This window comes from Nocardioides sp. (assembly GCF_004803405.1).
Taxonomy (GTDB): domain Bacteria; phylum Actinomycetota; class Actinomycetes; order Propionibacteriales; family Nocardioidaceae; genus Nocardioides; species Nocardioides vastitatis.
In genome coordinates, this window is record NZ_SSXI01000254.1 from 21966 (window position 1) to 36069 (window position 14104).

The 14104-nt window shown below is 69.5% G+C and carries 17 protein-coding genes; 3 read left to right on the top strand and 14 right to left on the bottom strand.

What is annotated here, in order from left to right:
- Nucleotides 1-199: 199 nt before the first annotated feature.
- On the top strand, nt 200-781 hold the full coding sequence (locus E7Z54_RS18300) for a hypothetical protein (RefSeq protein ID WP_240769773.1): 582 nt from the start codon (nt 200-202) through the stop codon (nt 779-781).
- A gap of 204 nt (nt 782-985) precedes the next feature.
- On the opposite strand, the gene ychF is transcribed toward E7Z54_RS18300, so the two are convergent.
- The 3 genes from ychF to E7Z54_RS18315 form a co-directional block, all read right to left on the bottom strand.
- Nucleotides 986-2062 carry a redox-regulated ATPase YchF gene (gene ychF / locus E7Z54_RS18305; RefSeq protein WP_136436166.1) on the bottom strand — a complete coding sequence of 359 codons (1077 nt, stop codon included), beginning with the start codon at nt 2060-2062 and terminating at the stop codon, nt 986-988.
- A gap of 11 nt (nt 2063-2073) precedes the next feature.
- Nucleotides 2074-2529, bottom strand: coding sequence for a hypothetical protein (locus E7Z54_RS18310; RefSeq protein WP_136436167.1), 456 nt, complete (start codon nt 2527-2529; stop codon nt 2074-2076).
- A gap of 83 nt (nt 2530-2612) precedes the next feature.
- Complete coding sequence (locus E7Z54_RS18315; RefSeq protein WP_136436168.1) at nt 2613-3440, bottom strand: M57 family metalloprotease; 828 nt, start codon at nt 3438-3440, stop codon at nt 2613-2615.
- A 135-nt stretch (nt 3441-3575) separates the two neighbouring features.
- On the opposite strand from E7Z54_RS18315, the gene E7Z54_RS18320 reads away from it, so the two are divergent.
- Together E7Z54_RS18320 and E7Z54_RS18325 are read left to right on the top strand one after the other, a co-directional pair.
- Nucleotides 3576-4346 carry an exodeoxyribonuclease III gene (locus E7Z54_RS18320; protein WP_136436169.1) on the top strand — a complete coding sequence of 257 codons (771 nt, stop codon included), beginning with the start codon at nt 3576-3578 and terminating at the stop codon, nt 4344-4346.
- Nucleotides 4347-4401: 55 nt separating this feature from the next.
- On the top strand, nt 4402-4824 hold the full coding sequence (locus E7Z54_RS18325; RefSeq protein ID WP_136436170.1) for a DUF6542 domain-containing protein: 423 nt from the start codon (nt 4402-4404) through the stop codon (nt 4822-4824).
- Nucleotides 4825-4831: 7 nt separating this feature from the next.
- Here the strand turns inward: E7Z54_RS18325 and E7Z54_RS18330 are convergent, their stop codons facing one another.
- The 11 genes from E7Z54_RS18330 to E7Z54_RS18380 form a co-directional block, all read right to left on the bottom strand.
- Nucleotides 4832-5452 (bottom strand): L-threonylcarbamoyladenylate synthase, encoded by a 621-nt coding sequence (locus tag E7Z54_RS18330; RefSeq protein ID WP_136436171.1) that lies wholly within the window; start codon nt 5450-5452, stop codon nt 4832-4834.
- 16 nt (nt 5453-5468) lie between these two features.
- Nucleotides 5469-6467, bottom strand: a complete 999-nt coding sequence (locus E7Z54_RS18335) for a 4-hydroxy-3-methylbut-2-enyl diphosphate reductase (protein WP_136436172.1) — start codon at nt 6465-6467, stop codon at nt 5469-5471.
- Between the two features lie 111 nt (nt 6468-6578).
- A complete protein-coding gene (gene rplQ, locus E7Z54_RS18340; RefSeq protein ID WP_136436173.1) occupies nt 6579-7172 on the bottom strand; it encodes a 50S ribosomal protein L17 in 594 nt (197 codons plus the stop codon).
- A gap of 226 nt (nt 7173-7398) precedes the next feature.
- Nucleotides 7399-8418 carry a DNA-directed RNA polymerase subunit alpha gene (locus E7Z54_RS18345; RefSeq protein WP_136436174.1) on the bottom strand — a complete coding sequence of 340 codons (1020 nt, stop codon included), beginning with the start codon at nt 8416-8418 and terminating at the stop codon, nt 7399-7401.
- Between the two features lie 118 nt (nt 8419-8536).
- Nucleotides 8537-9145, bottom strand: a complete 609-nt coding sequence (gene rpsD / locus E7Z54_RS18350) for a 30S ribosomal protein S4 (RefSeq protein WP_136436175.1) — start codon at nt 9143-9145, stop codon at nt 8537-8539.
- Between the two features lie 32 nt (nt 9146-9177).
- A complete protein-coding gene (rpsK, locus tag E7Z54_RS18355) occupies nt 9178-9579 on the bottom strand; it encodes a 30S ribosomal protein S11 (protein WP_038681087.1) in 402 nt (133 codons plus the stop codon).
- 82 nt (nt 9580-9661) lie between these two features.
- Nucleotides 9662-10036, bottom strand: a complete 375-nt coding sequence (gene rpsM / locus E7Z54_RS18360; RefSeq protein WP_136436176.1) for a 30S ribosomal protein S13 — start codon at nt 10034-10036, stop codon at nt 9662-9664.
- 162 nt (nt 10037-10198) lie between these two features.
- Complete coding sequence (gene rpmJ / locus E7Z54_RS18365) at nt 10199-10312, bottom strand: 50S ribosomal protein L36 (RefSeq protein WP_004008316.1); 114 nt, start codon at nt 10310-10312, stop codon at nt 10199-10201.
- Between the two features lie 33 nt (nt 10313-10345).
- Nucleotides 10346-10567 carry a translation initiation factor IF-1 gene (gene infA / locus E7Z54_RS18370; RefSeq protein ID WP_028656368.1) on the bottom strand — a complete coding sequence of 74 codons (222 nt, stop codon included), beginning with the start codon at nt 10565-10567 and terminating at the stop codon, nt 10346-10348.
- Nucleotides 10568-10851: 284 nt separating this feature from the next.
- Nucleotides 10852-11901, bottom strand: coding sequence for an LLM class flavin-dependent oxidoreductase (locus E7Z54_RS18375; RefSeq protein WP_136436177.1), 1050 nt, complete (start codon nt 11899-11901; stop codon nt 10852-10854).
- A gap of 41 nt (nt 11902-11942) precedes the next feature.
- Nucleotides 11943-14104: ATP-binding cassette domain-containing protein (locus E7Z54_RS18380; protein ID WP_136436178.1), on the bottom strand; the 2162-nt coding region annotated here is incomplete at its 5' end.

Genomic DNA, 14104 nt, shown 5'->3' on the forward strand with positions numbered 1-14104 from the left:
TCCCTCGATCACGCTGCCGTCGTCGGCGACCCCTGCAGCGGGCAGTCCCAAGTGCCCTCCGCGTCCTTATGTCGCGGATTGGTGACCCGGAAACCACCCTTGTGAAGGCGACTGGGCGACCAGCGACAGCGAGCGCACCGCCGCCCTCGCCGAGGCAGGAGCGGCCGGCGACCTCGTCGTCGCCGACACCCGCGAGCAAGTGGCAAGCCTCAATGCCGCGATCCGCGACCAGCGTCGCGCCGACCCCGCCACGGGCAACTCGACCGACCCAGACCCGTCCCTGGTGACCGCTCGAGGCGAACGGGTCGGGCTCGGCGACCGCGTCGCTACCCGCCGCAACGACCCTGATCTCGGGGTCGCGAACCGCCAGACCTGGACGGTCGCCGGAATCGGCGAGGACGGCCACCTGATCCTTCACGGCCGCGGGCGCGATCGCGAGATCCCGGCGGAGTACGCGACCCGGTTCGTCGAGCTCGCCTACGCCACCACAGTCCACGGAGCCCAGGGCGAGACCGTCGAGGCTGCCCACGTCGCCCTCGGCGACACCACCGGCGCCGCGGCGGCGTACGTCGCGATGACGCGCGGCCGCGAATCCAACACTGCCCACCTTGTCGCCGAGACGCTCGAGGACGCACGGAAGCAGTGGGTCGATGTCTTCAGCCGCGACCGCGCGGACCTGGGCCCGCACGAACGCAACGTTCCCCTCGCGTTCCCCCTTCCTTGTCACCGCATTCCGGTAACGCCCCTCGCCCACGCTGATCGGCGTGAATCAACACCTTGACAAGCCCGCGGGGAAACGACTTAGGGATACCTGCCCCCAGTTGCCCATGAGCTGAAGCGCGAACTTCCAGTGGTGGGCCGGTTCGCAATTCACGAGCGAGCCCGTTGTCGACGTAGCCAGAACGCCGATCAAACGATTCCTCTTGCGGACTCTGTGCGGACTAGGAGGGGTCACACCCCCTCTGACCTGCGCAAACGCGCCGATTCAGACGTTGAAGCGGAACTCCACGACGTCGCCGTCGGCCATGACGTAGTCCTTGCCCTCCATGCGGACCTTGCCGGCCTCCTTGGCCTTCTGCATCGAGCCCGCAGCGACCAGGTCGTCGAACGAGACGACCTCGGCCTTGATGAAGCCCTTCTGGAAGTCGGTGTGGATCACACCGGCGGCCTCGGGCGCGGTCGCGCCCTTGCGGATCGTCCAGGCCCGGGACTCCTTCGGGCCGGCGGTGAGGTAGGTCTGGAGGCCCAGGGTGTCGAACCCGACCCGGGCGAGCACGTCGAGGCCGGGCTCGTCGACGCCCATCTCAGCCAGCATCGCGCGGGCCTCCTCGTCGTCGCCGAGCTCGACCAGCTCGGCCTCGAACTTCGCGTCGAGGAAGATCGCCTCGGCGGGTGCGACGAGATCCTGCATCTTCGCCTTGAGCGACTCGTCGGCGAGCTCGTCGGCGTCGCAGTTGAACACGTAGATGAAGGGCTTGGCCGTGAGCAGCGAGAGCTCCCGGATCAGGTCGCGGTCGATCGAGGTGTCGATGATCGGGGTGCCGGACTCGAGAGCGGCGAGCGCCTCCTTCGCGGCGGCGACGTTGGCGGTCAGTTCCTTCTTGCCGCGCGCCTCCTTCTCCAGCCGGGGGATCGCCTTCTCCACGGTCTGCAGATCGGCCAGGATCAGCTCGGTCTGGATCGTGGAGATGTCGGAGCTCGGATCGACCTTGCCGTCGACGTGGGTGACGTCCTCGTCCCGGAACACGCGCGTGACCTGGCAGATCGCGGCGGACTCACGGATGTGGGCGAGGAACTTGTTGCCCAGGCCCTCGCCCTGCGAGGCGCCGGCCACGATGCCGGCGATGTCGACGAACTCCACCGTCGCCGGCAGCACCCGCTCGGAGCTGAAGATCTCCGCGAGCACGGGAAGCCTGACGTCCGGGACGCCCACGACACCGACGTTGGGCTCGATCGTGGCGAACGGGTAGTTCGCCGCCAGCACGTCGTTCTTGGTCAACGCGTTGAAGAGCGTCGACTTGCCTGCATTCGGGAGACCGACGATGCCGATGGTGAGTGCCACGGGCCGGGAGTCTACGGCGCGTGCGGCGGACCGAACGATTCGGCAGCGGGCGTCGTGGCGGGCGTCTCGAGCCTGGGCGCCAGCCCCCAGATGGCCAGCGCGATGACCGTGGTCGCGCCGCCGGCGTAGACGAGGAAGTCCAGCAACGTGTCCGGGTCGTTGACGAGCAGCGCGATGGCGCCGAGGAGGGCCAGCCCCGCCAGCACCCCGGTCGTTGCCAGGCCGACCCGCGGCCAGCGGAACAGCATGAGCAGCAGCAACCCCAGGACGAGCATCCCGACCAGCGCGGCGACCAGGATGATCCCGCCGAGCGCCATTCCGAGCCCGTCGTACTCCCCTTCGGACCCGTCAAGGGCGTCACCCAGGAGGACCACGCCTCCGATGGCGGCGGGCGGGAGGCACAGCAGGAGGCCGAGGATCACGAGTCCGCGGAGGATCCAGGTCGGCAGCTGACGGTAGGACTTCATGGGCACACTCTGCCCGACCCCGAGCACGACGACACCCTCCGCCGCGTGGGGCAGGAGGGTGTCGCCTGGGGGGTCGGGGGTGGTCAGGAGCCGTAGAGCGCGCGGACGCCTGCGGCGTCGGAGGCCTGGAACTCCAGATCGGCCGAGCTGCCGTTGCACTGCGGGTAGTGCATGATCGACGCGGCGTCGTAGGGCGTCAGCGCGCGCCAGTTGTTGTCCTCGAAGCAGGTGCCGGACTCGGGACGGGTGTGCTCGTGCCGGAAGCCCAGGGCGTGTCCGAGCTCGTGGGCGAGGATGTCCACCGGCTCCCAGCTCCCGGAGGACCAGATCGAGTCGTCGATGAGCACGTTGCGCGAGCGCTTCGCCGTGCTTGGGAAGAACGCTCGGGCGATGTACTGGGTCGTGCTGACCGGCTCGACCGAGAACAGGACGTTGTTGTTGCGGGTGTTGCAGCTGCCGTCCTGGGCCGGGACATGCACGAAGTCGACCTGGGTCGACGCCGACTCCCACAACCCTGCGCCGCCCGCCATCGCGCTGACCACATCGGCGTGCCGGGTGCCGAACCTGGTGCTGACGCAGTAGGTCAGGTTCAGCGCCTGCGACGCGCTCCACTTGTCGTCGCGGCCGCTGACCGTGTTCACGATCAGCCCCTCCTCGTCGGCGTGCTTCGGGCCCACCATCCGCTCGTAGAACTTCTTCAAGCCGGCCTTGGTGCTCTCCACCTCGTCGCCGTTGACGACGTAGGCGCCGTCGACGTCCACGTAGCTGGATCGCTCGAACTCCTGGAAGGACGGGACGCTGCCCGCGTCGCCCTCGGCGTTCGGCACCGTCGCCGTGAACGTGGCACCGAGGAGGGCGACCGCGAGGCACGCCACCCCGGCGAAGATCCTGCTGAACCCAGAGCTCTTCATCGAAGAACCTTTCTTGCCGGAGGGAGTGGTCACTCATGGAATCGTCCGGTGCCACCGCCAGACAAGACATCCTTCGGGTCAGAAATCGGTAGCCCCCGGAGTTGCAGAGATGTGAGCCACCGCTAGCGTGGCCCGGTGCGGATCGCCACCTGGAACGTGAACTCGCTGCGCTCGCGGATCGACCGGGTCGAGGCGTTCCTCGAGCGTCACGACGTCGACGTGCTCGCCCTGCAGGAGACCAAGGCCCGCGAGGACCAGCTGCCGCTGATGGGCCTCCAGGCCCGGGGGTACGACGTCGCGGCCCACGGCATCGACCAGTGGAACGGAGTCGCCCTGGTGAGCAGGGTCGGCCTGTCCGAGGTGCAGGTCGGCTTCCCCGGGCAACCCGGCTGGGGCGAGACCCTCAAGTCCGAGGCGCGAGCGATCGGCGCGACGTGCGGCGGCGTGCGGATCTGGAGCCTCTACGTCCCCAACGGCCGCAAGCCCGACGACCCGCACTACGTCTACAAGCTCGACTGGCTGGCGAGGCTCCGCGAGGCGTCGACCGAGTGGCTGGACGCGCCGACCGCGCTCGTCGGGGACTGGAACATCTGCCCGACCGACGACGACGTCTTCGACCCCGCGCAGTTCCGCAACTCCACCCATGTCACGCCGGCGGAGCGCGCGGCGTTCCAGGCGTTCCTCGACGGCGGCTGGACCGAGGTGACCCGCTCCTACGCGCCGGGCTACACCTACTGGGACTACTACCGCCAGCGGTTCGAACGCGACCGGGGCCTGAAGATCGACTTCGTGCTGGGCTCGCCCTCGCTCGCCGAACGGGTGAACGGGGCGTTCATCGACCGCGAGGAACGAGCGGGGCAGGGCGCCTCGGACCACGCGCCGGTCGTGGTCGAGCTCGCCGACTGAGCCGGCCCGGCGCGTCGTACCGAGCCGGTCGGCCGCTCCGCCTAGCGTGGGTGGCGTGAGCAGCGTGCTGCACGACCGGCCCCGCACCCTGTGGGAGGAGGGTCGGCGCCCCGGCCACGAGGTCGCCGCCCTCGTGGTCGCCGTGCTGCTCACGGTCACGGTGCTCGACCTGCTGCTCTCCGCGAGGCTCGGGCTGCTCTTCGACCTCGCCTTCATGGCGCTCTGCGTCGTCGCCGCGCTCACCGTCCGTCCGCCGGACTTCTTCACGGTCGGCGTGCTGCCGCCGCTGGCGATGCTCCTGGCCGTGCTGCTGCTCGGCATCGCCGAGCCCGGTTCGGTGGCGCGTCCTCAGGACGGGATCGTGCAGGCCACCGTCTCCGGTCTGTCGGGCCACGCCCTGGCCCTCATGTTCGGGTACGGCGCCTGCCTGGCCCTGCTGGCCGCCCGCCGCGGGTTCCTGGCCAGCCGGCAGCGGTAGGCCGCCCTCAGACGAAGCGGTCGGGGTCGCCGGCGCCGCGTCGTACCAGCTCGGGAGCCCCGTCGGACCAGTCGACGACCGTGGTCGGCTCGGTGGGGGTCTCCCCTGCCTCGACCACGATGTCGACCTCGTGGTCGAGATCCTCCTTGATCTCCCAGCCCATCGCCCGCGGCGTGGTCTCACCGGGCAGGATCAGGGAGCTGGAGAGCAGCGGCTCCCCCAGCAGGTCCAGGATGGCCCGCACCACGGGGTGGTCGGGGATCCGGACGCCCACGGTGCGCTTCTTGGGATGCAGCAGCCGCCGCGGCACCTCCGGCATCCCCGGCAGGATGAAGGTGTAGGGACCGGGCGTGGCGGCGCGGATCGCCCGGAACGCCGCGTTGTCGACGTGGACGAGCTGCCCGAGCTGGGAGAAGTCGCGGCACACCAGCGTGAAGTGGTGGCTGTCGTCGAGACCGCGGATCTTGAGGATCCGGTCGCGCCCGTCGCGGTTGCCGACCCGGCAGCCGAGCGCGTAGCCGGAGTCGGTGGGGTAGGCGATCAGCGCGTCGTCGTGGAGTGCGTCGACGACCTGCTGCAGCAGCCGCGGCTGCGGATTGTCCGGGTGGAGGTCGAGGTAGCGGGCCATCGGATCGGTGCTCGGGTCAGGCCCGGCCGGCGGCCTTCATGTCCTTGTGCAGCTCCTTGGGGAGCGAGAACACCAGGGTCTCCTCGGCCGTCTGCACGGCGCGGGCGTCGGGGTAGCCCCGCTCGGCCAGGAAGCCGAGCACGCCCTGCACGAGGTCGTCGGGCACGGAGGCGCCGGAGGTGACGCTGACCGTCCGCACGCCGTCGAGCCAGGCCTCGTCGATCTCCGAGGCGTCGTCGACCCGGTAGGAGGACTTCGCGCCCGCCTCGAGCGCGACCTCGACCAGGCGCACGGAGTTGGAGGAGTTGGCGGAGCCGACCACGATCACCAGGTCGGCCGTCGCGCCGATCTCCTTGACCGCCACCTGGCGGTTCTGCGTGGCGTAGCAGATGTCGTCGCTGGGTGGGTCCTCCAGCTGCGGGAACTTCGAGCGCAGGCGGCGGACCGTCTCCATGGTCTCGTCCACGCTGAGCGTGGTCTGCGAGAGCCAGGCGAGCTTGGCATCGGGCCCGAACTCGAGCCGGTCGACGTCGTCGGGGTGCTCGACGAGGACGGTCTGCTCCGGGGCCTCGCCCGCGGTGCCCTCGACCTCCTCGTGACCGGCGTGGCCGATGAGCAGGATGGTGTAGCCCTCGCGGGCGAACCGGATCGCCTCGCGGTGGACCTTCGTCACCAGCGGGCAGGTCGCGTCGATCGTCTTCAGCTCGCGCTCGGCTGCCTGGCGGTGCACGGCCGGCGAGACGCCGTGGGCGGAGAAGACCACGGTCGCGCCCGGCGGCACCTCGTCGAGCTCCTCGACGAAGATCGCTCCGCGCGACTCCAGGTTGGAGACGACGTGCTTGTTGTGGACGATCTGCTTGCGCACGTAGACGGGGGCGCCGTAGAGGTCCAGCGCCTCCTCGACCGTGACCACGGCCCGGTCGACGCCCGCGCAGTAGCCGCGCGGGTCCGCGAGCAGGACCTCGCGGTCGGCGTCGTCGAGCAGACGCGGGGTGCCCAGGTCGATCGTCGTCATGGGCGTCAGTCTATCGGCGGGGCGGGCACCTCCCCGAAACGACGACGGCCCCGGGCGCGACGACGGCCCGCCACCCTCGCGGGTGACGGGCCGTCGTGGGCGAGCGGTTGCTCAGGCCTTCTCGGAGTCCTCGGGGGTCTCCTCGGCGTTCGACTCCGCCTCAGCGGTCTCGACCTCGGTCGCCTCGGTGGAGAGGACCTCGGTGTCGCCCGCCTCGTTGGTCGCCTCGACCTCGGCCGGGGCGTCCTCGGCGTCCTTGGTCACCTCGGCCGCAGCCTCCTCGACCGGAGCGGCCTCGGCGGCCGGCGTCGTCTTCGGAGCGGACGGGGCGAAGCCCTCGGTCACCAGCTCGATGACCGCCATGGGGGCGTTGTCGCCCGCACGGTTGCCGATCTTGGTGATCCGGGTGTAGCCGCCGGGGCGGTCGGAGAACGTCGGCGCGATCTCGGTGAAGAGAGTGTGCACCACGCCCTTGTCGCGGATGACCTTGAGCACCTCGCGACGCTGGTGCAGCGGGTTCTCACCCAGGTGCGCCTTCTTCGCCTTGGTGATCAGCTTCTCGGCGTAGGGCCGCAGGGTGCGGGCCTTGGCCTCGGTCGTCGTGATCCGGCCGTGCTCGAACAGCGAGGTGGCCAGGTTCGACAGGATGAGCCGCTGGTGGGCGGCGGACCCGCCGAGGCGGGGACCCTTCTTGGGCTTGGGCATTGCTTCTCTCGTTTCTCCGGGGCCGTGTCAGGTACCTCGGGTTCGTCCGGCCGTACCAGGTACCGGATTCCTATGCGCGACCGACGGGCGTCGGCCGCTGCTTCGTCTTGCCGCCAGCGGTCGGAACCACTGACTGCGTCAACTGCGCCCTGGCAGCGTGTCGAGAGGCGCTGACGGGCAGCTCGCTGCCCCCCTCTGCCCCGAAGACACGCTCAGGCACATCAACTCAGAACTGCTCGTCCTCGACGAAGCTCTCGTCCTCGTCGTCGTCGCTGTAGTTGGCGAGGGCGGCGGAGGGGTCGAAGCCCGGGGCGCTGTCCTTGAGGGACAGGCCCATCTCGTGCAGCTTCGCCTTGACCTCGTCGATCGACTTGGCGCCGAAGTTGCGGATGTCCAGGAGGTCCTGCTCCGAGCGGCTGATGAGCTCACCCACGGTGTGGATGCCCTCGCGCTTGAGGCAGTTGTAGGACCGGACGGTCAGCTGCAGGTCCTCGACCGGGAGGGCGAGGTCGGCGGCGAGCTGCTCGTCGACGGGCGAGGGGCCGATGTCGATGCCCTCGGCCTCGACGTTGAGCTCGCGGGCCAGCCCGAAGAGCTCGACCAGCGTCTTGCCGGCCGACGCGATCGCGTCGCGGGGCAGGATCGACGGCTTGGTCTCGACGTCGATGACCAGCTTGTCGAAGTCGGTGCGCTGCTCGACACGGGTGGCCTCGACCTTGTAGGTCACCTTGAGGACCGGGCTGTAGATCGAGTCAACCGGGATCCGGCCGATCTCGTTGTCGGCGCCCTTGTTCTGGACGGCCGAGACGTAGCCACGACCGCGCTCGACGACGAGCTCGAGCTCGATCTTGCCGTTGTCGGAGAGCGTGGCGATCTTCAGCTCGGGGTTGTGCACCTCGACACCGGCCGGCGGCGCGATGTCAGCAGCGGTGACGTCACCGGCACCCGACTTGCGGAGGTACATGGTGACGGGCTCGTCGTGCTCCGAGGAGACGACGAGACCCTTGAGGTTCAGGATGATCTCGGTGACGTCTTCCTTGACGCCCTCGATGGTCGAGAACTCGTGGAGGACTCCGTCGAGCTTGATGCTCGTGACCGAGGCACCGGGGATGGAGGAGAGGAGGGTGCGACGCAGCGAGTTGCCGAGCGTGTAGCCGAAGCCGGGCTCGAGAGGCTCGATGACGAAGCGCGACCGGAACTGGCCGACGGTCTCCTCCGACAGGGTGGGGCGCTGTGCGATAAGCACTTGTTTCGTTCCTTTCCGGGCCGACCGCTATATGAGGACCCAGACGTGGTGCGGAATGGAGAAGAGATGCTGGGGACGAGATGCCGGCGGAGCGGCGCTGTGCGCCGCCCCGACGACGTCACTTCTTCGAGTAGTACTCGACGATGAGCTGCTCCTGGACGGGGATGTCGATCTGCTCGCGCACGGGGAGCGAGTGGACCAGGATCCGCATCCGGGTCGGCAGTGCCTCGAGCCAGGCCGGGACGATGCGCTCGCCGTGGGTCTCACGAGCCACGATGAACGGCGTCATCTCGAGCGACTTCTCGCGCACGTCGATGATGTCGTACTGCGCCACCTGGTACGACGGGATGTCGACCTTCTTGCCGTTGACCATGAAGTGGCCGTGGGTGACGAGCTGACGCGCGTGGCGGCGGGTCCGGGCGAACCCGGCGCGGTAGACCACGTTGTCGAGGCGGCACTCAAGGAGCTGGAGCAGGTTGTCGCCGGTCTTGCCCTGGCGACGGGCAGCCTCCACGTAGTACTTGTGGAACTGCTTCTCCATCACGCCGTAGGTGAAGCGGGCCTTCTGCTTCTCCTGCAGCTGGTTGCGGTACTCGCTCTCCTTGACCCGCGCACGACCGTGCTGGCCGGGAGGGTAGGGACGCTTCTCGAACGCGGCGTCGCCGCCGACGAGGTCGACGCCGAGTCGGCGCGACTTCTTGGTGAGGGGTCCGGTGTAACGGGCCATTTTTCAAAGACTCCTTCGCTGCAAATCCGGGCTCAGACGCGGCGGCGCTTGGGCGGGCGGCAGCCGTTGTGCGGGGCGGGGGTCACGTCCTGGATGGTGCCGACCTCGAGGCCGATCGCACCCAGCGAGCGGATCGCCGTCTCGCGACCCGAACCGGGGCCCTTGACGAAGACGTCGATCTTCTTCATGCCGTGCTCCATCGCCCGACGGCCAGCGGCCTCGGCGGCCATCTGAGCGGCGTACGGGGTGGACTTGCGGGAGCCCTTGAAGCCGACGGTGCCGGCAGAGGCCCACGAGATCACCGCACCAGTGGGGTCGGTGATCGTGACGATCGTGTTGTTGAACGTGCTCTTGATGTGGGCTTCGCCCTGAGCGACGTTCTTCTTCTCCTTGCGGCGGACCTTCTTGGCGCCCGCGCGAGCCTTGGGAGGCATGCGTTATCTCCTTGAGAAAGCTGGTCTGTGATGAGGCCGGATCGATGACTGCGATGCGCCGAGGCGCGGTCACAGCGTCAGATCACTTGGCCTTCTTCTTGCCGGCAACCGTGCGCTTGGGGCCCTTGCGGGTACGAGCGTTGGTCTTGGTGCGCTGACCGCGGACCGGGAGGCCCTGACGGTGGCGGCGACCCTGGTAGCTGCCGATCTCGATCTTGCGACGGATGTCAGCCTGGACCTCGCGACGGAGGTCACCCTCGATCTTGAAGTTCGCTTCGATCTCGTCACGGAGCTTGACCAGCTCCTCGTCACCCAGCTGGTGGACGCGGAGGTCGGGGCTGACCCCGGTGGCCTCCAGCAGCTGCTGGGCGCGGGTACGGCCGATGCCGTAGATGTAGGTGAGTGCGACCTCGATGCGCTTGTCGCGCGGAAGGTCGACTCCGACGAGGCGTGCCATGAAAGGCGTATCTCCTTGGTGTCTCTGAGGTGTCGTGCGTGACGCGTCCGGGTGTTCTGTCCGGCGCCGGCCTCAGGTCCGACGGTGGAGGTCGTCGTACGACGACCGTGCTGTCACGCTGCAAGAGTTATTCAGTTGTCGCGGCGGGGTGATCCGGTGGGATCAGCCCTGACGCTGCTTGTGGCGGGGGTTCTCGCAGATCACCATGACGCGGCCGTGGCGACGGATCACCTTGCACTTGTCACAGATCGGCTTGACGCTCGGGTTGACCTTCATGTCAGCCCTTTCTTGCTCGCGGCTTCGGGGTGGTTACTTGTAGCGGTAGACGATGCGACCTCGGGAGAGGTCGTACGGCGAGAGCTCCACCACCACCCGGTCCTCGGGGAGGATCCGGATGTAGTGCTGACGCATCTTGCCGCTGATGTGAGCCAGCACCTTGTGCCCGTTGCTCAGCTCCACGCGGAACATGGCGTTCGGAAGGGCCTCCACGACGGAGCCCTCCATCTCGATGACGCCTTCCTTCTTGGCCATGTCTCACAATCTGCTAGGGAACTTGTCTGTCTACCGGTGGCCCGGGAACCTCCGCCCCCGGTGGGGCGGTGGACCTCGTGAAATCGTGTCCTGGGCCTCCCCCGGAACGCGCGGTCCTATGCTCTTGAGAGCACGAGACCGGTGCGAACCGGCAGCCGCGAGGCACCACGGCACGGACCCACGTTGGGCCGACACGCCAGTTTAGTCCTAGTCCGGATCGAACTCCCAATCCGTGGTCTCGTGACGCCGGCCGCGCGACCTCCTCAACCTCCTCGACCTCCCGGTCAGGACGCGAGCAGCTCCAGGGTCCGTTCCCGCGCCGGGGCGGCGCCGGGCTCGCCACCCGCGAAGGCCCCGCCCACGGGGTTCACCATCACCTCGTCGACATCGTACGACGCGGCCAGCGACTCGAGGTGAGCGCGGGCCGAGGCGGGGTCGCCGATCACCCAGCGGCGTCGCATCGCCTCGACCAGCTCCGCGTGCCCGGCAGGCAGGCCGTCGGCCACCAGCTTCTCCGCCTCCTCGACCAGCAGCTGTGCCGCCAGCGGCTGGCCCGTGCGCAGCGCGACCATCTGGAGCAGCTGCGGCAGCGCCTGGCGCTCGGCCTCCTCGGCGGTCGGCGCGACCGAGGCGTTGACGGTGAGGAAGGTCCGCGGCTCAGCGAGGGCGGGCGAGGCCTGGAAGCCGGAACGGTACAGCTCGAGCGCCTCCGTGGTCCCGGAGCCGGAGAAGTGGTGCGCGAAGACGTAGGGCAGGCCCTTCTCGGCGGCCAGGCGCGCGGAGTAGTCCGAGGAGCCGAGGAGCCAGATCTCGGGGACCGAGCGGGCCGCCGGCGTCGCCTTGAGGACGTGGGACCGACCGTGAAGGGCCAGCCCGACGCCGGTCGGCTCCATCATCGCGACCACGTTGTCGACGTACTCCGGGAACCGTGTGACGACCTCGTCGCTCACGCCACCGGCCCCGTGGCGCAGCGCCCAGCTGGTCACCGGGTCGGTCCCCGGCGCGCGACCGATGCCGAGGTCGATCCGGCCGGGGAACGCGGCCTCGAGCAGCGCGAACTGCTCGGCCACGACCAGCGGTGCGTGGTTGGGCAGCATCACGCCGCCGGAGCCGACCCGGATCCGCTCGGTCACGGACGCGACCAGCCCGATCAGCACCGGTGGGCTGGTCGCGGCGACCGCCGGCATGTTGTGGTGCTCGGCCAGCCAGTAGCGGCGGTACCCGAGCCGGTCGGCGGCGCGGGCGAGGGAGAGTGAGGCGGCGACGGCGTCCCCGGTGGCCTGGTCGGTGCGGACCGGGACGAGGTCGAGGACAGACATGGTGAGCGCAGTCATCCCCCGCACAAGGCGCTGGGACGCGCGGGCATTCCCCGCGCCTAGTCCTCGGAGGTGGCGCTCCTCCTGACCAGGAGCAGGCCGACCACGAAAGAGACCAGGCACAGCACGCCGAGCACACCCAGGTCCATGACGTAGTGGCCGGCACCACCGAGGGCGATCCAGTCCTCCTCGTCGGTGCCCTCGGTCTCGCGGACCAGGTCCATCGCGGACGCGGACGCCGCGTAGCCCCAGCGCGACGGCGAGAGCCACGCGATCTGCTCGAGCACGGGCCGGCCCGCGATCTCGAAGAGCGCACCGGACAGGACCAGCTGCAGCATCACCAGGCCGACCAGGGCGGGCATCGTCTGCTCGCTGCTCGTGACCAGCGCGGACAGGGCCAGGCCGATGACCACCATCGTGAAGGCGAGGGCGGCGATCGCGATCGCGACGCGGAGGGTGCCGAGGCCTCCGTCGGCACCGGGCAGGCCCACCGTGGCGAGGAACGTGACCACCAGGCCCTGCAGGAACGCGGCGGTGCCGAGGACCACCACCTTGCTGGTGAAGTACACACCGGGCGAGAGGCCGACGGCGTACTCACGCTTGAAGATGGGTCGCTCCCCCACCAGCTCGCGGATCGCCAGCGCGGTGCCCATCAGGCAGGCGGCGACGATCAGGACGATCAGGCGCTGGGAGGCCTCCCCCGTCGCGAAGGAGTCCACGACAGTGCCGTCGGGCAGGGTCCGCCGGGTTCGGGACTCATCCAAGGAGAGACCGTTGCTGCCCGGCACCAGCCGGCTGAGTCCACCCAGGATGAGTGGCAGCAGCAGGAGCATGCCGAGGAGCAGCCTGTCGGCGAGCACGACCGCGAGGTTCCGCTTGACCAGGGTCGAGAGCTGGCGGGTCACCGACTGCCGTGGAGGGGCCGGTACGGCGGCGGCGTAGGACTGCCGTGCCATCGACGAGGTGTCCACGGCGTGCTGTGGCACCGGGATCCGCTGCCACAGGTCCGGATCGTCGAGCAGGTCGAAGACCTCGGGGTAGTTGGACCTGCCGAAGTGCGCGAGCACGCCGTCGGGCGGCCCGAAGTAGGCGATCCGGCCTCCGGGGGCCAGCACCAGCACGTCGTCGCACACGTCCAGCGCGAGCACCGAGTGGGTGACCACCATGACCACGCGGCCGTCGTCGGCGAGGCTGCGGAGCTGGCGCATCACCTCCAGGTCGAGGCCCGGGTCGAGGCCCGAGGTCGGCTCGTCGAGGAAGAGCAGCGGCGGCGCGGTGAGGAGCTCGGTGGCGATCGAGACCCGCTTGCGCTGTCCGCCCGAGAGCTGGGTGCCGATCCGGTTGTCGAGGCGCTGGACCAGCTGGAGCTGGCTGGCCACGTGGTGGACCCGCGCGTCCCATTCCTGCGCCGTCGTGTCGGGCGGCAGCCGCAGCTGAGCCGCGAAGCGCAGGCCCTGCCGGACCCTCAGCTGCGGGTGCAGGATGTCCTGCTGCGGCACCAGGCCGATCTGGAACCGGAGCTGGGCGTAGTGCTGGTAGAGGTCGTGTCCCTGCCAGATCACCCGGCCGTGGCTGGCCGGCTTGAGGCCGGTGAGCGCTCCGAGCAGTGTCGACTTGCCGGCACCCGATGGTCCGATGACGGCCGTCAGGCTGCGCGGCTTCAGCTGGAACGAGATGTTCTCGATCAGCCGCTTCCCGCCGGCGACGACCTGGGTCAGCCCGTCGGCGTACAGCGTGAACTCGTGGGCCGTCGCGGAGGCGACGAGCTGGTGACCGTCCCAGCGGAAGGTCTGGTTGCCGAAGATGACCTCGGAGCCGACGGCGAGCTGGATGGCGCCCTCGAGGCGATGGCCGTTGACGAAGGTGCCGTTGAACGAGCCCAGGTCGTGGAGCACTGCGAGCGTGGTGGCCGTCGGCGGATCGAGCCGCGCGTGGCGACGACTCACCAGCGGGTCGTCGAGCACGATGTCGTTGGTGTGCTCGCGCCCGATGCTGAGGGTGCGACCGGCCTGGACCTGCTGCGGCAGCACGATCGAGTGGCCGTGCGGGAGCTGGCCGGGCGGCAGGGCACCGGCGGGGCGCCACGCATCCTGGGGAGCTGCGCCTGCCGGGAGCTGCGGCGGCGGCAGGTCCTTCCAGAAGTCACCGCCCAGACCCGGCTCCTGGCGCGGCTGGGCCTGGAACTGGGGGACGGGTCGGGACGCCGGGAGCGGCGCCGCCG